At 49.6% G+C, this 18,376-nt stretch carries 16 protein-coding genes; 7 read left to right on the top strand and 9 right to left on the bottom strand.

Going from position 1 to position 18,376, the window contains the following annotated elements; genetic code table 11:
* Positions 1 to 75: 75 nt before the first annotated feature.
* Positions 76 to 1,155, bottom strand: coding sequence for a tRNA guanosine(34) transglycosylase Tgt (gene tgt, locus HUK38_RS04055; protein ID WP_182582724.1), 1,080 nt, complete (start codon positions 1,153 to 1,155; stop codon positions 76 to 78).
* Positions 1,145 to 1,855 carry a 6-phosphogluconolactonase gene (pgl, locus tag HUK38_RS04050; RefSeq protein ID WP_182582722.1) on the bottom strand — a complete coding sequence of 237 codons (711 nt, stop codon included), beginning with the start codon at positions 1,853 to 1,855 and terminating at the stop codon, positions 1,145 to 1,147. The genes tgt and pgl overlap by 11 nt, the downstream gene beginning before the upstream one ends.
* Before the next feature lie 333 nt (positions 1,856 to 2,188).
* On the opposite strand from pgl, the gene HUK38_RS04045 reads away from it, so the two are divergent.
* On the top strand, positions 2,189 to 3,079 hold the full coding sequence (locus tag HUK38_RS04045; protein WP_182582720.1) for a phosphoribulokinase: 891 nt from the start codon (positions 2,189 to 2,191) through the stop codon (positions 3,077 to 3,079).
* A 135-nt stretch (positions 3,080 to 3,214) separates the two neighbouring features.
* On the opposite strand, the gene ybeY is transcribed toward HUK38_RS04045, so the two are convergent.
* From ybeY to HUK38_RS04015, 6 genes are all read right to left on the bottom strand, one after another.
* Positions 3,215 to 3,700, bottom strand: a complete 486-nt coding sequence (gene ybeY, locus HUK38_RS04040; protein WP_182582718.1) for an rRNA maturation RNase YbeY — start codon at positions 3,698 to 3,700, stop codon at positions 3,215 to 3,217.
* Between the two features lie 29 nt (positions 3,701 to 3,729).
* On the bottom strand, positions 3,730 to 4,719 hold the full coding sequence (locus HUK38_RS04035; RefSeq protein WP_182582716.1) for a PhoH family protein: 990 nt from the start codon (positions 4,717 to 4,719) through the stop codon (positions 3,730 to 3,732).
* A gap of 36 nt (positions 4,720 to 4,755) precedes the next feature.
* Positions 4,756 to 6,105 (bottom strand): tRNA (N6-isopentenyl adenosine(37)-C2)-methylthiotransferase MiaB, encoded by a 1,350-nt coding sequence (gene miaB, locus HUK38_RS04030; protein ID WP_182582772.1) that lies wholly within the window; start codon positions 6,103 to 6,105, stop codon positions 4,756 to 4,758.
* Between the two features lie 57 nt (positions 6,106 to 6,162).
* Complete coding sequence (gene lon / locus HUK38_RS04025) at positions 6,163 to 8,583, bottom strand: endopeptidase La (protein WP_182582714.1); 2,421 nt, start codon at positions 8,581 to 8,583, stop codon at positions 6,163 to 6,165.
* A 42-nt stretch (positions 8,584 to 8,625) separates the two neighbouring features.
* Positions 8,626 to 9,462 carry a 16S rRNA (adenine(1518)-N(6)/adenine(1519)-N(6))-dimethyltransferase RsmA gene (gene rsmA / locus HUK38_RS04020; RefSeq protein ID WP_182582712.1) on the bottom strand — a complete coding sequence of 279 codons (837 nt, stop codon included), beginning with the start codon at positions 9,460 to 9,462 and terminating at the stop codon, positions 8,626 to 8,628.
* Positions 9,463 to 9,664: 202 nt separating this feature from the next.
* Positions 9,665 to 10,081 carry a flagellar basal body-associated FliL family protein gene (locus tag HUK38_RS04015; protein WP_182582710.1) on the bottom strand — a complete coding sequence of 139 codons (417 nt, stop codon included), beginning with the start codon at positions 10,079 to 10,081 and terminating at the stop codon, positions 9,665 to 9,667.
* An 88-nt stretch (positions 10,082 to 10,169) separates the two neighbouring features.
* Between HUK38_RS04015 and HUK38_RS04010 the strand changes: the two genes are divergently transcribed.
* The 6 genes from HUK38_RS04010 (at position 10,170) to HUK38_RS03985 (ending at position 17,845) form a co-directional block, all read left to right on the top strand.
* Positions 10,170 to 10,787 carry a class I SAM-dependent methyltransferase gene (locus tag HUK38_RS04010; protein WP_182582708.1) on the top strand — a complete coding sequence of 206 codons (618 nt, stop codon included), beginning with the start codon at positions 10,170 to 10,172 and terminating at the stop codon, positions 10,785 to 10,787.
* On the top strand, positions 10,784 to 11,302 hold the full coding sequence (tsaE, locus tag HUK38_RS04005) for a tRNA (adenosine(37)-N6)-threonylcarbamoyltransferase complex ATPase subunit type 1 TsaE (protein WP_182582706.1): 519 nt from the start codon (positions 10,784 to 10,786) through the stop codon (positions 11,300 to 11,302). Before HUK38_RS04010 ends, tsaE begins: the two co-directional genes overlap by 4 nt.
* 123 nt (positions 11,303 to 11,425) lie before the next feature.
* Positions 11,426 to 12,781 (top strand): N-acetylmuramoyl-L-alanine amidase, encoded by a 1,356-nt coding sequence (locus tag HUK38_RS04000; protein WP_238787442.1) that lies wholly within the window; start codon positions 11,426 to 11,428, stop codon positions 12,779 to 12,781.
* Positions 12,782 to 12,926: 145 nt separating this feature from the next.
* Complete coding sequence (locus HUK38_RS03995) at positions 12,927 to 14,891, top strand: CHASE domain-containing protein (RefSeq protein WP_182582704.1); 1,965 nt, start codon at positions 12,927 to 12,929, stop codon at positions 14,889 to 14,891.
* Positions 14,892 to 14,965: 74 nt separating this feature from the next.
* On the top strand, positions 14,966 to 17,068 hold the full coding sequence (gene metG, locus HUK38_RS03990) for a methionine--tRNA ligase (RefSeq protein ID WP_194374838.1): 2,103 nt from the start codon (positions 14,966 to 14,968) through the stop codon (positions 17,066 to 17,068).
* Between the two features lie 39 nt (positions 17,069 to 17,107).
* Positions 17,108 to 17,845: an alpha/beta fold hydrolase gene (locus HUK38_RS03985; protein WP_182582702.1), complete on the top strand. Its 738-nt coding sequence runs from the start codon at positions 17,108 to 17,110 to the stop codon at positions 17,843 to 17,845.
* A 6-nt stretch (positions 17,846 to 17,851) separates the two neighbouring features.
* On the opposite strand, the gene HUK38_RS03980 is transcribed toward HUK38_RS03985, so the two are convergent.
* A complete protein-coding gene (locus tag HUK38_RS03980; protein ID WP_182582700.1) occupies positions 17,852 to 18,214 on the bottom strand; it encodes a hypothetical protein in 363 nt (120 codons plus the stop codon).
* Between the last annotated feature and the right edge of the window lie 162 nt (positions 18,215 to 18,376).

Below are 18,376 nucleotides of genomic sequence, written 5' to 3'. Positions count from 1 at the left end.
GCAGATTGTTATTATGGTTTTTACCTAATACAATAAAACATAACGATTTAACCAGTTATAATGGCGGGGCATTATCTAATACAATAAAACATAACGATCTAACTGACCCTGCATAATGGCGGTGCGCATTTCGCGCATGAGCGACTGATAATAATACAAATTGTGGATGGTGTTTAATCGTGCGCCAAGTATTTCCCGGCAACGATCTAAATGATGCAAATAGGCGCGGCTATAATGACGACAGGTGTAGCACTGGCAATCAGGATCAAGTGGGCGTGTGTCGTTTTTATGAACGGCGTTACGAATGCGAATCACCCCGTGCCGCGTGAATAAATGACCATTGCGGGCATTGCGCGTGGGCATGACGCAATCAAATAAATCTATTCCACAGCGCACCGCGTGTAATAAATCCTGCGGTGTGCCGACGCCCATTAGATAACGCGGCAGGTGCGGCGGTAATTGCGGGGTGATATTTTCTAATACGCGCTGGCGGTCGGCGAGCGGTTCACCGACGGATAATCCGCCAATTGCATAGCCATCAAAGCCAATGTTTAATAGCCCGGCGAGTGATTGACAACGCAAATCTAATTCCATTCCGCCCTGCACAATGCCGAATAACGCGGCGGGATTATCACCATGCGCCGTTTTACTCCGTGCCGCCCAACGTAATGATAATGCCATTGACTGTTCAACCTGCGCCCGCGTGGCTGGATAGGGTGTGCAATCATCAAAAATCATCACAATATCAGCGCCTAATACGCGCTGGACGTGCATGGATTCTTCCGGTCCCATAAATAACCGCCGCCCATCTATTGGCGAACGAAAATGAACGCCTTGCTCGGTTATTTTACGCAACGCACCCAAACTAAAGACTTGAAAACCACCCGAATCAGTTAAAATTGGGCGCTGCCAGTGCATAAAATTGTGCAGATCACCGTGCGCACTAATCACCTCCAATCCCGGGCGGTTCATTAAATGAAAACTATTGCCCAAAACAATTTGCGCACCCAGATCAGTTAATTCTTCCGGCGTTAATCCTTTCACCGTTCCATAGGTGCCAACCGGCATAAAGGCGGGCGTTTCAATTATTCCCCGCGCAAATTTCAATTGCCCGCAGCGCGCTTGACCATCATTAGCGAATTGTTCAAATTGCATTGCCAAGTGCCGCCTCATCACACCACACGCTGCTGCGACTACCCGCCGCGATCTGCGCCACTGGCAACGCCGCGCCGTCACGCCACGCCGCCACTGCCGCTCGTTTGCTGTCGCCGGTGACCAAAATCAACACCCAAGCGGCGTTACACAGCGCGGCGGGCGTCAAGGTCACGCGCTGCGGGGGCGGTTTGGGTGCGTGCGTGACTGGCATAACCAATTGATCGGCCAAACTTATTTGCCCGGGAAATACACTCGCGGTGTGACCGTCCTCGCCCATGCCCAGTAGCACCAAATCAAACGGCAGGGCGGCAATCACGTCGGGGGTGTACGCGGCCGCGCCCGCGACTGCGCCAAGTTCCGCTGGAATTTCAAACACTTGGCGCGGGTCAATGCCCGCCGGGCGCAGCCAAGTCGTCCACGCCAATTGACTGTTGCGCGCCGGATCATCTGGCGGCACACAGCGTTCGTCACCAAAATAAAAGCGCCAGCGCGACCAATCGGCGGCGGTGCGACTGAGCAATTGGTAAGTTAAAGCAAAGGTCGTGCCGCCGGCTAACACGATGCGAAAATAATCCTGCTGGGTTAGACGCATGGCGGCGTATTCCGCAATCATGGTGCTGGCGGCGTGTGCCATCGCAGGTGGATCGGCAAACACGCGCCCGCTCGCGGCGGGGAAGGGCAAATTATTTGAGGTGGTCATCTGAGGGATTTGGCGAGTGGTCAGAGTAGTTGGAGAAATTGAACAACGGGAAATCATATTGCAGTGGCAATTCAGATACGCCGCCACCGCCTCAATGGTGCGCAATGGTAGCGCGTCTATTTGATAAAATAAGTTGCACCGCGAGCGGTCAAGCGGCCGTTACAATAGCTGCGGTGCAGCATCATCGCGCCAACGGCATCGCCGCTGCTGCCTGATCGGTCATCCTGTGATGGGTGCGCCGCGTTGCAATCCATTTTTATTGCAACTGACTGGTGATTCATCGCAGTTTATTAACGCGCCCCCGAGCGCCTGTTTATTAGGAATTGAATATTCATGTCAAAAAAACATCCGATTGTCGCGGTCACAGGATCATCCGGTGCAGGCACCACGACCGTTAAACGCGCATTTGAACATATTTTTTATCGTGACGGCATTCAATCGGCCGTGATCGAAGGTGATAGTTTTCACCGCTATGATCGCAATGAAATGAAAACTGAAATGGCAAAGTCCGTTGCTGAACATCGCAATCTGAGTCATTTTGGTCCCGAAGCCAATTGTTTTGATTTATTAGAAGATTTATTTAGTACCTATGGCGACACTGGCGGCGGTAAAAAGCGGTATTATTTGCACAGCCATGATGAAGCAGTGCATCACAATGCGCGGCTCGGCACCAATTTGCAACCCGGCCAATTCACGCCCTGGGAAGACATTGTCTCCGGCACTGATTTATTATTTTACGAAGGCTTGCACGGCTTAGTTATTACTGAAGATCATAATGTCGCGCAACATGTTGATTTAGGCGTCGGCGTGGTGCCAATTGTCAATTTGGAATGGATTCAAAAGATTCACCGCGACAATTTAGAACGCGGTTATTCCGCCGAAGCCATTGTAGATACCATTATGCGGCGGATGCCCGATTATATTCGCCACATCACGCCGCAGTTTTCATTAACGGATATTAACTTCCAGCGCGTGGCTACCGTTGATACGTCGAATCCGTTCATTGCCCGCGATATTCCCACGCCCGACGAAAGTTTCGTCATCATTCGCTTCCGTGATCCCGTGCAACTCCGAATTGATTTTCCGTATCTATTAAGCATGATTAGCGATTCATTTATGTCGCGGCGCAATACCATGGTGGTGCCGGGCGGCAAAATGGGCTTTGCAATGGAAGTCATTTTACAGCCAATCATCGAGCGCATGATGGATGCGCGCAATGTTTAATCACATCACCATTGCCGGTTAATTCACACCGTGCAATGACCTGCTGTTCAGTCATGCACTGCAACAGCAGGTGACAGTGTGATGATTGCGTGACAATCAACCCGCCCGCTATTTAATCAACTGCCGTGCTATTTTTCAAATAACCTCATACGGCGCGGCAAATCCCAATCCCGTCACAATCTGCGTTTCTAATTGCTCCATCTGCGCCGCTTCATTCGCATCTTGATGATCAAACCCGTGCAAATGCAATGCGCCATGCACAACTAAATGCGCCCAATGTGCAAATAATTCTTTTTGCTGGACGTGCGCTTCTTGAATGACCAACGGCGCACACAGCATTAAATCGCCTAATAACGCGCAGGATGACGGCGCGCCGGGCGGGTTAATAAATGGAAATGACAACACATTGGTTGCCCCCGCCCGCCCGCGATAACGTTGATTAAAGGCCGCGCTCTCGCTTGAATCAACCAGCCGAATGGTTAATTCAATTGGCGTGGTCGTTTTTTTTAATGCAGCGCGTACCGCTGTGACCCAAGTTTTTAATTGCACCGGCGTTGGCAATTGCGCCGTTGGAATGGTGGTTGCCCGTTGTAAATCAATTGTGACCGTTGAGCGTGGCATAAAACATTTTCACTGGTGTTATCATTAGGCTATTGCCGCGCCTGATCGTGGAGTTCATAGGCTTGAACAATACGCTGCACTAATGGATGGCGCACCACGTCGCGGGTATTAAAAAACGTAAAACTAATCTCGTCAACATCACGCAAAATGTTAATGACTTGGCGCAATCCCGACGGCTGGCCACGCGGTAAATCTACTTGCGTCACATCGCCCGTCACCACTACCGTTGAGCCAAAACCAATACGGGTTAAAAACATTTTCATTTGCTCAGGCGTGGTATTCTGCGCCTCGTCGAGAATAATAAAGGCTTCATTCAACGTCCGCCCGCGCATATAGGCCAGTGGCGCCACTTCAATGACATTGCGCTCTAATAACTTATTCACCTTTTCAAACCCGAGCATTTCAAATAACGCATCATATAATGGCCGTAAATACGGGTCCACTTTACGCGCTAAATCACCGGGTAAAAAGCCCAAGCGTTCGCCCGCTTCCACTGCCGGCCGCACTAATAATAACCGCCGCACTCGTTCACTTTCTAATGCTTCAACGGCACAGGCAACCGCTAAATACGTTTTACCCGTCCCCGCCGGACCAATGCCAAAGTTAATGTCATACCGCTGAATAGCGCGCAAATACTCTTGTTGATTCGGCCCGCGAGCGCGAATTAAACCGCGTTTCGTTTTAATCACAATCTCGGATTTAACATCCGCCACTTCATACGTCCGTTCGGCAATTAAATCATCATTCACGCCCAATTGTTGTAAATGTAAATGCACGGTTGGCGGTGACAGCGTTTCATCGGCGGCGGCGGTGTAGAGCATTTGCAATAACCGCTCACTTAATGTCACGGCATTGGGTTCGCCGGTAATGCGAAAGCTGCCGCCGCGATTACTTAATTCAACGCCGAGGCGGCGTTCAATTAACCGCAGGTGCGTGTCGAATTGACCGCAGAGGTTGGCTAATCGCAGATTATCGGCGGGTTCTAATTCCAGATCATGGCTGGTGAGATGCGTAGTCAAGATGAGACCAATGCTCCTATGATTTAAGTGTAATGATTATTTGATAATTGGATTAGCGGCGCGGGTGGTTAATTCACCACGCAATGAATTGGGCAGCGCTTCAGTAATGCGCACGGTGACAAATTGTCCAATTAAATTGCTGTCACCATTAAAATTGACCACGCGGTTATTTTCGGTGCGCCCGCTCAGTTGATTGGCATCTTTACGCGACGGTTTTTCAACCAGAATGGTCACATCCGTACCAACCATTTGGGCGCTAATCAATTGCGCTTGCGTATTAATCCGCTGTTGTAATTGCGCTAACCGCTGCTGCTTTAATAACAACGGCGTGTCATCAGGGTAATTCGCCGCCGGGGTGCCGGGGCGGGGGCTGAATAGAAAACTGAATGAGTGGTCAAACCCAACCGCGTCAATTAACGCTAATGTGTCATTAAAATCGGCATCAGTTTCGCCCGGGAAACCAATAATAAAGTCGGATGAAATGCCAATAGACGGGCGGACTTGACGCAATTGATTTATAATACGTTGGTAATCGGCTGCGGTATAGCCGCGTTTCATTTGCGCGAGAATGCGATCTGAGCCACTTTGTACCGGTAGATGCAAGAAATTGACCAAATGTGGCACGTCGGCGTACACCGCGATCAGGTCGTCGGAGAAGGCGCTCGGGTGCGAAGTGGTGAAGCGGATGCGCTCGATGCCGTCAATGTCGGCGACGCGGTAGAGTAAATCGGCGAGTGTGGCGGCGCGGCCGGCGGCGTCTAACCCGTTGTATCCATTGACATTTTGCCCGAGCAGATTGACCTCGCGGACGCCCTGTTGTGCTAATGCGACAACCTCGGCCAGCACGTCATCAACGGCGCGGCTGACTTCTGCGCCCCGCGTATACGGCACGACGCAGTAGGTACAATAGTGCGAGCAGCCCTCCATGATGGTCACGAGGGCGCTGGGGGCGGTGGCGCGGACGGGTGGCAGGCAGGCGAATTTTTCCATTTCGGGAAATGAAATGTCAATTTGCGGGCGGCGTTCGCGTATAACGGCGTCAATTAACTGCGGGACACGATGCGCGGTTTGCGGGCCAAAAATCATATCAACAAACGGCGCACGTTGGCGAATGAACTCGCCTTCTTGACTGGCGACACAACCGCCAACGCCAATAATTAACTCGGGGCGTTGGGCTTTCCAATTTTGCCAGCGACCTAATTGTGAAAACACCTTTTCCTGTGCTTTTTCACGAATGGCGCAGGTATTCAGCAATAAAACATCGGCGTCTTCCGCGCAATCGGTTAATTCTAATCCGTGCGAGGCGTGTAATACATCAGCCAGGCGCGCTGAATCATAGACGTTCATTTGACAGCCGTAGGTTTGAATGTAGAGTTTATTCACGATAAAGTGAGGTCTCGGCAATGGATGAATAGAACGCAAATACCATAATGAATATGCTGTTTAATGCTTAAATAATAGCGGCACGACATCGGTAAAGCGTTTAACAAAGTGAACGGTAAAGCCGGTGCGCAAATGCTCCGGCACCTCTTCGTATTCACCGCGATTATCATCTGGTAATAAGACTTCTTTAATCCCAGCGCGGCGGGCGGCAATGAGTTTTTCCCGCACTCCGCCAATGGGGAATACGGCGCCGGTTAAAGTGATTTCACCGGTCATGGCAATGCGTCGCACAGATTCATTGCGTGCTAATGATAATAACGCCGACGCAATGGTAATACCCGCCGAGGGGCCGTCTTTAGGTGTGGCGCCGGCCGGGACGTGTAAATGAATAAAAGCATTTTCAAAAAACCGGCGTTCTGCACCGAATTCAGCTGCATGGCTGAGAATATAACTATAGGCAATATCAGCCGATTCTTTCATTACCTCGCCCAATTGACCGGTGAGTTTAAACCCGCGAGTTAATTCGTGAATCCGCACCGCTTCAATTGATAAAGTAGCGCCGCCCATTGCCGTCCAGGCTAATCCAGTCACCACCCCGGGGCCGGATAATTTGCGTTCATCCCGAAAGACTGGGCTGCCTAAATACGCTTGCAAATCATCCGTGTTAATTCGGATTGGCGGCTCGCTGCCGTCTAATAATTTAACCGTGCTTTTACGCACAATTTTACCCAATTGTTTTTCTAATCGCCGCACCCCAGCATCACGCGCATAGCCATCAATTAACGCCCGCAGCGTGGCGGTATCCAATTTAATTTTTTCCCGATCTAATCCAGCCTTGTCTAATTGACGCGGCAACAGATATTTTTTAGCAATGGCGAGTTTTTCTTCGGCAATATAGCCGGATAATGAAATGACTTCCATACGATCTAATAATGGACCGGGGATGCTATCCGTTTGATTGGCGGTGCAAACAAATAGCACTTTGGATAAATCAAATCGCAAATCCAAATAATGATCGAGGAAATCCTGGTTTTGTTCGGGATCAAGCACTTCGAGTAATGAAGAGGCGGGATCGCCATGATAACTCGCGCCGATTTTATCAATTTCATCTAACATGATGACTGGATTAGCCGTGCCAGCATCTTTCATTGCTTGTAAAAACTTGCCCGGCATGGCGCCAATATAAGTGCGGCGATGACCTTTAATTTCAGCTTCATCTCGAATGCCGCCGACTGAAAAGCGATAGAATTGACGGCCTAATGCCGCAGCAATAGATCGCCCAATTGAGGTTTTGCCAACGCCCGGCGGGCCAACCAATAATAAAATTGAACCAGCAATAGCGCCTTTCATCATGCCAACCGCGAGGAATTCAATAATACGCGCTTTAACATCTTCCAAGCCATAATGATCCCGATCTAAAATGCGGCGGGCGCGTTTTAAATCCAATTTATCTTTGGATAGTTGCCCCCAGGGCAAGAGCGTAATCCAATCTAAATAATTGCGTGTGACGGCATATTCTGGTGAACCCGTCTCCAAAATAGCCATCTTATCTAATTCTTCCGTGACCCGTTTATTCGCTTCTTCGGTCAGGGTTAATTTCGCAATGCGTTGTTTGAATTTGTCTAATTCGGCAGTGCGATCATCTTTGGCAATACCCAACTCTTTTTGAATGACCTTGAGCTGTTCACGCAAGAAAAAATCGCGTTGCTGTTTTTGCATTCGCTCTTCAACCGACTGGCGAATAGTTTGCTGCGCTCGGGCTAATTCTAATTCATTATGCAGTAATACCAGCACCTTTTCCATGCGCTTTAATAACGGCAAGGTTTCTAAAACTTCTTGCAATTGCTGTTTGGTGGACGTGGTTAAACTGGCGGCAAAATCAGCTAAATGAGACGGATCATCTGGCCCGAAACGATCCAAAAACATGCGCAATTCTTCGACGTATAGCGGATTTAATGGCAGCAGTTCTTTAATGGTATTGATGACCGCCATTGCATAGGCCTTAACCTCATTTTCTTCATAGGTCGGCGGCTCAGGTAAATACCGTACTTGCGCAGAAAATGGCGTTTTAGATTTAATAAATTGTTCAATAGAAAACCGCTGCAAACATTCAACTAATACCTGCATTTTACCATCTGATTCATGCACCCGATGCACCCGACAGGCGGTGCCAACCGTATAAAAATCATCAGTTATTGCTACTTCGGAAATGTCATTTTTCACTAATATCACACCTAATATGCGGTGTTCACTAGCGCCAACAGTGCGTAAGGTAGATGCCCAATGCCGCGCATCCATCAATAATGGTACGGCTTGGCCAGGAAAGAATGGCCGCGCCGCAACGGGTAATAATGGAATGAGCGGCGGTAATACATCTCGCGCCCGTGCTAATGGTGTTCCGTCATGATCGCTGTGACTATCAGCGTCATTATCAATGGTCGCAGCTGATAATGAGTCGAGTGCGTTTTCTGATTCGGTCATGCCGTTAATCCTAATTGGGTTGTTAGTGTTAATGACAGCATATCAGGGTGAAATGTGTGGATTACAAGTCAGTTCAGATAAACGTGCAAATTCAGCAATAGTCAGGGTTTCAGCGCGGGCATTGGGATCAATCTCAGCTGCAATCAATTGCGCAGTAGAGATCAATTCACGCAGGCTATTGCGCAACGTTTTACGCCGTTGTGCAAATGCAGTGGCGACGAGCGTAGCATGATGTTGGCGATTGCCAAGTGCAAATGCGGGCTGTAAATAAGGGCGTAAATGCAAGAGTGCAGATTCAACTTTAGGGGGGGGATAAAAGGCGTCGGCGTGAATTATAAATCCCATTTCAGCGGCACAATAGGTTTGCACCATGACGGATAAACGTCCGTAAGTTTTATTCCCCGGCGCGGCGCAAATGCGTTCGACCACTTCACGTTGCAGCATTAAATGCAGATCATCTAAACAGTGGGCGTATTTGAGGAAATGAAATAATAATGGCGTCGAGATATTGTAAGGTAAATTGCCAATTAAACGGAGGCGCTGAGTTGATGAGGCGGGAATTGATTCACTTATCGCCGCTGCACAAGAGTCATTGAGGAGTGTGCAAAGATCGAATTGCAGGGCGTCGGCCTGATGAATGCACAACTGTCCAAACGGTTGACAGCGTTTGGCGAGTGGTTCAATGAGGTCGCGGTCAATTTCTATGACATCAAGTGCGCCCGCTGCCGTTAATAAACCAGTGGTTAATGCACCTTGACCTGGGCCAATTTCAATTAATTGCTGGCCGGGTTTGGCATCAATCAATGCCAATATACGATTAATGATGATTGGATCGCGCAGGAAATGCTGACCAAAACGTTTGCGTGGGTGGTGATTCAAGGGTGTGTTGTGTGATTCAGTTGAATGTCTATGAATTAAATTGTTTTATGCAAAGAGCGCAGCGGTGAACTAACTAATCAACGTGCGCCCCGTTTTTAAAAGTCAGGTTTCAGGAGATTGGATCAAGAATAAAGCATTCAGCTCCTCCATTGGTTAAGCACCCATTTTCATTTGACAATCGCTCAACATCAACATGTATTGCTTATTGGATGATAAACCCGGTAAAATACAAATCATCAACCGCCGGCTGCCCAGCGGTTTTCATCATAGTATCACGCAATGCTTCTAATACTTCTTTGCGCAACGCATCCCGCGCTCCGGGCGCTTGTAATTCTTTCGTATCGCGCCCACCAAGTAATACAACCAAGCGATCTTGTAAAGCGGGCATGTGTTGATGAATCAATTCTGCATCTTCAGCCGTTTTAATTGACAAATCAATTTCCACGCGCAAAAATCGCGCACGATTTTGGTCATTCAAATTCACAATAGTCGGCGTCAGCGTCAAATACGCCGGATACACGGTTTCTTCTTTACCACCGGCCGCGTAAAGCAGATTATTATTGAATAGCAACCCCATAGTTAATAGGGCGCTAACGATGGTGTTTATTAAGCGGTTCATGCGTCACAGTTCCTCACTCATCACAACGGTTAGAATATCAGTTTTTTGTCATCAATAGCCTAACAGGCCGTCGGTCATTATCGCAAATATGTTAAATGTTGAACAACTGGCTGCATTGCGGCAACCACTCCAGTTTGCCACGACATTGGCGGGGCAACCACTCCATTTCACCACCACTTGGGGGTTATTTTCGCCGCGTGAGATTGACGGCGGTACGCGCTTATTGTTGGAACACATTAGCATCGCCGCGACCGCCGACTGTTTAGACTTCGGCTGCGGCTACGGGGCAATTGGTATGACGCTCGCCCGATTAGCGCCGCGTGGGCGTACCTTATTGATTGACAAGGATTTTGTCGCCATTGAATACGCCCAACGCAATTTGGTTTTGAATCAATTAACCCATGCAGAAGTGCAATTGAGCAATGGGTTTAATCACATTGACCGTGAGCGGCGATTTGATGTCATTGCCAGCAATATCCCGGCGCAAGTGGGCAAGGAGTTATTAACCTTGTTATTGCACGATGCGCATCATCATTTACGCGATGGCGGCCAACTGTATTTAGTCACTGTAAATGGATTAAGGCAATTTATGCAACGCAATTTAAATGACGTGTTTGGTAATTACACCAAATTAAAACAGGGCAGTCATTACACCGTTGCCCGCGCACAAAAATTGCCATTCATTCGCACGAGTTCATTGACATGACCGCACCGTTCGTTGCCGATTGTTATTTGCCAAATGAAACGGCGCAATTAGAGTTAGGACGCGCTTTAGCCCCCGCACTCATTGGACGGGCGGGGTTGATTTTTTTACACGGCGATTTGGGCGCGGGTAAAACAACATTGGTACGCGGTTTGCTACGCGGGCTGGGCGTGACTGGCACGGTACGCAGCCCGACCTACACCCTCATCGAGCCATATTCCATCCAATTAGCTGATAAAACAACCACTTGGCCGCTTTTTCACCTCGACCTGTACCGCCTGGCTGACCCGCGAGAACTCGACGAACTGGGCTGGCGCGACCTGCGGGCGGACGGCGGATTGCTGTTAATCGAATGGCCGGAGCGTGGTGCGCCATTATTGCCCGCCGCCGATGTCAGTTTGCACCTGACCATCACCGCATCCGCACGGCAGTTGCGCGCCAGCGGTCAGCCGAGTTGGGCCGCGGTCATGGCAGTGATGCAGTGTTTTAGTGATCCACAAAAAGTTCAAGTAAATTAGAGATAAAGCGTTTAACTTGTCGGTTTGCATTGAATTTTTCAATTTTAGTGCTATGCTTACCCTGGAGAAATTCCCCCCCAACCCCCGCTGAACAATGCGTTTTTTAAGTGATGGAGTTGCGCTATGCGTCAAGTGAGCATCACACTGATCCTGCTATGGCCACTACTGGCATTCGCCAACCAAATTGCCGTGCAGGAGGCGCAACTTGTCACCCAGCCACCGACCACGCGCTTGGTGCTGGAGACCGCCGTTGCCGTCGCCGCGCACCGCATTTTTGCGCTCAATAATCCACCGCGTTTGGTGGTTGATTTACCCAATGTGCAATTAAACAATCGGTTGCCCTCACCTGATGCAGCCGATCCATTATTATTTCGTATTCGCAGCGGGATGCGTGATAATCAAGATTTGCGCATTGTATTAGACTTAAAACAAGCGGTGCGTACCAAGAGTTTTCATTTGCCGCCGAATGGAAAATATCGCCACCGTTTGGTAATTGAATTAGCTGCGAATACTGGTGAGGCGGCAATGGAATTAGCCGACAACCAATGCGCGGTACCGCTGCAATCAGTGGTCGTGCCACCACCGTTGCAATCACATCAATCCGTTACGCCAATTCAAGCCAGTATTCACACCAGCGCGCCGCCCCGCGTAGCAACAACTGCGGCTGAAGACAACAGTTTTATTCAAACGTTATTTAATCGTTCTTTCACGCCCTGGCGTCAAGAAAACGCCGCCCCACCAGCGCCTCGTGCAATTAACCCGCTGCGGCCAGTCATTATTGCAATTGATGCCGGACATGGCGGCAAAGACCCCGGTGCAATTGGTGCGCAGGGGACACAAGAAAAAGAGATTACTCTCGCTGTTGCGCGTAAATTAAAGCAGTTAATTAACCAAGAAACGGGAATGCGCGCCGTGATGATTCGGGATGGTGATTATTTTGTCGCCCTGCGCAAACGCATTCAAATTGCCCGCCAACACCGCGCTGATTTATTCATTTCTATTCACGCCGACGCCTACGCCAATCGTGACGTGCGCGGCTCATCGGTGTTCACCTTATCTGAACGCGGCGCCACCAGTGAAGCGGCAAAATGGTTAGCCACGCGTGAAAATCAAGCCGATTTAATTGGCGGAATTGATTTAGGCAAAAGCAATGAAGAAGTGGCCGGCGTGTTAATGGAAATGACACAAAATTTAACGTTGGAGCATAGCAACATAGCCGCTAAACGCATTTTAGATCAACTCAGCGGATTGGGTGATTTACATCAACAGCGCGTTCAATCGGCTGGGTTTGCGGTTCTCAAAGCGCCGGACATTCCATCATTATTAGTTGAGACCGCGTTTATTTCCAATCCGAATGAAGAAAACCGCTTGCGTGACGCGGCATTTCAAAAGCAAATTGCACAAGCGGTATTCACCGGCATCCGCGGTTATTTCCATCGTTATCCACCGCCGGAAACCCTACTAACACAGCGGCGCTGAGTACCTTCACTCAGTTAATCAATTATCCAACCTGCAATTCAACTGACTAAATTATCAGTGCAGCTCGTTGACAGCAGTTGTTTTTAACGGCGTTGACCGCGTTAATTAATGCAATCCAAGCATTACCGAGGATGGCAGGGCTGTTATGACAAACCCTTTAGAACCCAGTAAATTGCGGCCGTGGGTTTATCTATTGCCGGTATTATTATTTATCATCGGCTTGGTCATTACCACATTCATTTGGCAAAGCAGCCGCGTCCAACATCTTGCCGAACATCGCACCAGCTTTGAAACGCTCGTTACCCGTATTCGGTTTCGGATTGAAAACCGCATTCAAAAGAATGAACAAATTTTGCGTGGGGTGGTCGGTTTCTTTGCGGCAAGTAAACACATTAGCCGCGCCGAATTCCGTGCTTATGTTGCAACATTGGATTTACACGAGCGTTACCCCGGTATTCAAGGTGTCGGGTTTTCATTACGCATTGCACCAGCAGATTTAATCAATCACGAACAAGCCATTCGAGCGGAAGGCTTTCCTGATTATCACGTCCGCCCAATTGGAACGCGTGATGTGTATAGCGCCATTATCTATTTAGAACCCTTTGATTGGCGTAATCAACGTGCCTTTGGGTATGACATGTTTTCTGAACCAATCCGGCGGTCGGCAATGCGTCATGCGTGGGAACAGGGACAGGTAGCGGTATCGGGTAAAGTGCGATTAGTGCAAGAAACAAATCAAGATGTCCAAGCAGGTTTTTTAATTTATGTGCCGGTTTATCAATTTGGCAGCATCCCTGATTCAATTGATGCGCGGCGGAACAATTTACTCGGTTGGGCGTATTCACCGCTGCGTGTTAAAAACCTCATGGACAGTTTATTAAAAAACGAATATCCCGAATTAGCACAGCAGATTGCAATTACGATTTATGATGGCATGGACATGACGCCCGACAGTTTGATGTTCACGTCAGCAGCGCCAACTGAATTAACACCGCATCATTTTGAAGAAGTCCAACCCATTGAATTAAGTCATCATGCGTGGATATTACATGCGCAAACTTTGCCAGCATTTGATGCGCATTTATATCAATTGACTGTCGAAGACATCTCTATTATCGCGGCTGGGATGGGGGCAAGTTTTATACTCGCGGCATTTGCGTGGATATTATTGTACAATCATGGTCATGTGACCCGTGCATTGCATCAAACGGCACGAGCGCACAATGAGTTATTAAAAAGTCAACAACAATTACGCTTGATTTTTGATGCGTCGGATGTCGCCATTTTTTTAACAGATTTGAATGGCAAAATTACTCAGGCGAATGCGTGGATGGCCGAGCGCTTACGGTGTCCTTTTGGTGAGTTAATTGGCAGTGATTATTTGAGTCATGTGCATCCTAATGATAGCGAAAGCACCCAAGAGTGGATTACGCATTTATTAGAACAGCGGCAATCTATTTCTAAATTAGAGCGGCGCTATTGTACCCGTGACGGCGAAGAATTCTGGGGGCAAATGAGTGGTCATGTCATCTCAGATTATCGCCAACAACCGATTGGATTTGTTGGTGTGATTGTAGATATTACACATCGCCGCAATTTAGAAGCGCACACGCATTTTCTCGCGCACCATGATTATTTGACAGGTTTACCGAATCGCTTATTATTTGCTGAACGGATTGAACAATCACTTGCATTGGCGCGGCGCTATCAACGTCATTTAGGTTTGTTATTTCTTGATTTAAATGGGTTTAAGCCGATTAATGATCAATACGGACATCAAGTGGGCGATGAAGTGCTGCGCGAAGTTGCCCGTCGTTTGCAAAATCATATTCGCGCTTCGGATACGGTCTGCCGGCAAGGTGGCGATGAGTTTATTATTCTCGTACCGGAATTAACTGCGCCAGATCATTTAATCCAATTACAACACATTTTAATTGATGTTATTCGCCAACCCTATCTAATTATGGGACACGCATTAACCATGAGTGTGAGTATTGGGCAGGCGTTGTATCCGCAACATGGCGATACCGTTGAAACATTGCTATATCATGCCGATGCTGCAATGTACCGCGCTAAACATGCCGCCGCCGATCATTATTCACGCAAATAACCCACCATCGTTGCCAATTCCGTTATGCTTGTAGCGAGAATTGGCTGCTTCACTTTAATTCTTGCGCTTTAACTATGATAAATCAACCCCGCGATATTTTAATTACCAGCGCCCTGCCCTATGCCAATGGGCCTATTCACCTCGGGCATTTGGTTGAATACATTCAAACCGATATTTGGGCGCGTTTTCAAAAGATGCGCGGTCATCAATGCTGGTATGTGTGTGCGGATGATGCGCACGGCACCCCTATTATGCTCAAAGCACGGCAATTGGGATTAACGCCCGAGGCGTTAATTGCGCAGGTTGCGATTGAACATCAAGCAGATTTTGCCGCGTTTCGGATTGGATTTGACAATTATCATTCGACGCATTCTGAAGAAAATCGGCAATTAGCCACGCAATTGTATCAACGTCATTTGGCGCAGGGGCATATTATTGAACGCACGATTGAACAGGCGTTCGATCCAATTGAACAGATGTTTTTACCTGACCGGTTTATTAAAGGGATTTGCCCGCGTTGCAATGCGCCCGATCAATACGGGGATAATTGCGAAGTGTGCGGCGCGAGTTATTCGCCGGCCGAATTAAAAGAGCCGCGCTCGGCTATTTCCGGCGCCGTGCCGGAGCAGCGCGAATCGGTGCATTTTTTCTTTCAATTGGCCGACTTTGAATTGTTTTTGCGCGACTGGACTCGCGGTGGTAGTTTGCAACCGCAGGTGGCGAATAAATTAGATGAGTGGTTCACCGCCGGTTTGCAGCAATGGGATATTTCGCGTGATGCGCCCTATTTTGGGTTTGAAATTCCGAATCAACCGAATAAATACTTTTACGTTTGGTTGGATGCGCCAATTGGTTACATGGCGAGTTTTCAACATCTGTGCGCCCGTACTCCCGAATTAAACTTTGATAAATATTGGCGGCAGGATAGCACGGCGGAGTTGTATCATTTTATTGGGAAAGACATCATTTATTTTCATGCGCTTTTTTGGCCAGCAATGCTGCGCGGCGCCAATTTACGCACGCCAACGGCGATCTTCGCGCACGGGTTTTTAACCGTTGATGGGCAAAAGATGTCGAAATCCCGCGGCACTTTTATTAAAGCGCGGACGTATTTAGAGCATTTAAATCCCGAATATTTGCGCTATTATTTTGCGACCAAATTAAGTAGCGGCGTGGATGATCTTGATTTGAATCTGGACGATTTCCAAGCGCGGGTGAATGCCGATTTAGTCGGTAAATTGGTGAATCTAGCCAGCCGCACCGCGTCCTTTATTAATAAACGTTTTGATGGTCAACTCAGCGCCGCTTTACCTGATTCCGCATTATTTAATGAATACACAGCGGCTGGTGAACGCATTGCCATTGCGTATGAACAACGCGAATACAGCCGCGCCATGCGCGACATCATGGCAATTGCGGATCGGGCAAATCAATACATTGATGAGCAGGCGCCGTGGGTGATTGCGCGAGATGCCGAACGCGCAAATGAATTACAAGCGGTGTGTACTCAGGGATTAAATCTATTTCGGTTGTTAATTGGGTGGTTGCGGCCGGTATTACCCGGCACGGCGGCGGCGGCCGAGCAGTTTTTAATGATTCCGCCATTAAATTGGGCGGATTTAAATCAGCCGTTGTTGAATCACCGCATCGCGCCGTTTCAACCGCTGATGACGCGCATTGAACGGGCGGCAATTGATGCAATGTTGGCCGCCTCACGCGAGGATTTAACAGCAACGGCGGCGAATACCACGCCCGTCCAGTCAAATGAATCTGCGAATAACGCTGTGAATGAATTTATGAATGAATCAACCAATGAACTGAATGCACATTGGCAGCGCGATCCATTAGCGCCGATCATTACCATTGACCAATTTGCGCAAATTGATTTGCGCGTGGCGCGAATTGTGGCTGCCGAAACGGTTGCCAAAGCCGATAAATTGCTGCAATTAACACTCGATATTGGCGGGGAACAGCGCACCGTATTTGCCGGTATTCGCAGTGCGTATTCGCCCGATTTATTAGTTGGGCGGTTGACGGTAATGGTGGCGAATTTGGCGCCGCGGCAAATGCGCTTTGGCGTGTCAGAAGGGATGGTATTAGCCGCGGGGCCGGGCGGGAATGAATTATTTTTATTAACACCCGATCAGGGCGCGGCACCGGGCATGAAAATTAAATGATAATTGCGCTTTGATTTAACCACCCAACCTGCACCACCCATGACCGATTTTGTTTTGATTCACGAGACGGCGCACGGCGCGTGGTGCTGGCGCGAGGTCACGGCGGCGTTGGCACAATACGGCGACCGAGCGTATGTGTTTGATTTACCGGGACATGGCGCTGATTTACACCCGCGCCAGCAGCTAGATCGCCACAGCTACCGTGTGACAATTGAAGCGCAAATATTGCAATTGCGGCTGCGCAACGCCGTCCTCGTCGGACACGGGTTGGCCGGCAGCGTGTTGCCCGAAGTGATCGCCCGCTATCCAGAATGCTTCCGCCAAGTGATTTTTTTCGCCGCCGTCGCGCTGGAGGCGGGCGAGTGCGCGCTGGCGTATTTGTCACCTGACTACCGCCGCTGCGTGATGAGCGCCGCCGCCACCACCGCCGATTGCACCTTGGCGATCAATTTTGCCACCGCGCAGGCGCAGTTTTTCAACGACCTGAGCGCGGCGGCAGCGCGGCGGTGGTTTCGCAAATTGACGCCCGCGCCGACGGCACCGTACCTCGTGCCAACTGAGTTCGCGGCGAGTCGGCTGCAATTACCGCGTGATTACCTGCTGGCAACGGCGGATCGTCACCTGTTGCCCGCGCAGGCGCAGCGGTGCGCGGCACAGTTGGGATGCCAGCCACGCTTGCTGACTGGTGCCGGCCATGACGCAATGTTGTCACAACCGCGTCAGCTCGCCGCCGCGCTGCACGAGATCGCGTTGACGCGGCATTTGCGGCGCAGTTGAGCGGCATTACTCAGCGGCACTGGTGGCCGGCGGCGCGCCGTCATTGCCGTTGTCATCCGGGCCGCGCCGCCGCCCGCGAGGTTTTGGCGGTTTAGGGCGGCGATGCGGATTGGTCACCGTGCCAGCGGCGAGGGCGTTGGCATTGGCGTTGGGATGACTGCTCGGATGCGGCGGCCGCACCGGTGCCGTGGCCTGATTACCGGGATTGCCCTCGTCACGATATTGGCTAGGCGCGAGGCGGTTTTCCGGTGCCAACATAATTTCCAACTCATTTAATTCGTCCCACTCAGCATCGGTGCGATGCCCGTCGGGGATGGCGCGCAGGAGTTGTAACCGCCGCCGCGGAGAAATGGGTTGTCGTTCATTCATGGCGTTGATCTCAGCCAGTAGTCCTAGATTTGATTATACGCAATGCCAATCCACTACAGACGGTGGCGGCTTGCCAGTCTGCGGCACTGTCACCGACTGCGGCGCGAGCGTGGCACGGGCGAATTCTAACCGCTTGATTGTGTGGTTTATTTTTCACCAAAC

It is taken from the genome of Thiospirillum jenense, assembly GCF_014145225.1.
In the GTDB taxonomy this organism is placed as follows: Bacteria; Pseudomonadota; Gammaproteobacteria; order Chromatiales; family Chromatiaceae; genus Thiospirillum; species Thiospirillum jenense.
This window is presented reverse-complemented; position numbering and strand designations above follow the sequence as displayed.

Bases quoted from the DNA above. Each gene is read 5' to 3' on its own strand.
- tgt (WP_182582724.1), bottom strand. From the start codon at position 1,155: ATGCAATTTGAACAATTCGCTAATGATGGTCAAGCGCGCTGCGGGCAA.
- pgl (WP_182582722.1), bottom strand. From the start codon at position 1,855: ATGACCACCTCAAATAATTTGCCCTTCCCCGCCGCGAGCGGGCGCGTG.
- HUK38_RS04045 (WP_182582720.1), top strand. From the start codon at position 2,189: ATGTCAAAAAAACATCCGATTGTCGCGGTCACAGGATCATCCGGTGCA.
- ybeY (WP_182582718.1), bottom strand. From the start codon at position 3,700: ATGCCACGCTCAACGGTCACAATTGATTTACAACGGGCAACCACCATT.
- lon (WP_182582714.1), bottom strand. From the start codon at position 8,583: ATGACCGAATCAGAAAACGCACTCGACTCATTATCAGCTGCGACCATT.
- HUK38_RS04015 (WP_182582710.1), bottom strand. From the start codon at position 10,081: ATGAACCGCTTAATAAACACCATCGTTAGCGCCCTATTAACTATGGGG.
- HUK38_RS04010 (WP_182582708.1), top strand. From the start codon at position 10,170: ATGTTAAATGTTGAACAACTGGCTGCATTGCGGCAACCACTCCAGTTT.
- tsaE (WP_182582706.1), top strand. From the start codon at position 10,784: ATGACCGCACCGTTCGTTGCCGATTGTTATTTGCCAAATGAAACGGCG.
- HUK38_RS04000 (WP_238787442.1), top strand. From the start codon at position 11,426: ATGCGTCAAGTGAGCATCACACTGATCCTGCTATGGCCACTACTGGCA.
- HUK38_RS03995 (WP_182582704.1), top strand. From the start codon at position 12,927: ATGACAAACCCTTTAGAACCCAGTAAATTGCGGCCGTGGGTTTATCTA.
- metG (WP_194374838.1), top strand. From the start codon at position 14,966: ATGATAAATCAACCCCGCGATATTTTAATTACCAGCGCCCTGCCCTAT.
- HUK38_RS03985 (WP_182582702.1), top strand. From the start codon at position 17,108: ATGACCGATTTTGTTTTGATTCACGAGACGGCGCACGGCGCGTGGTGC.
- HUK38_RS03980 (WP_182582700.1), bottom strand. From the start codon at position 18,214: ATGAATGAACGACAACCCATTTCTCCGCGGCGGCGGTTACAACTCCTG.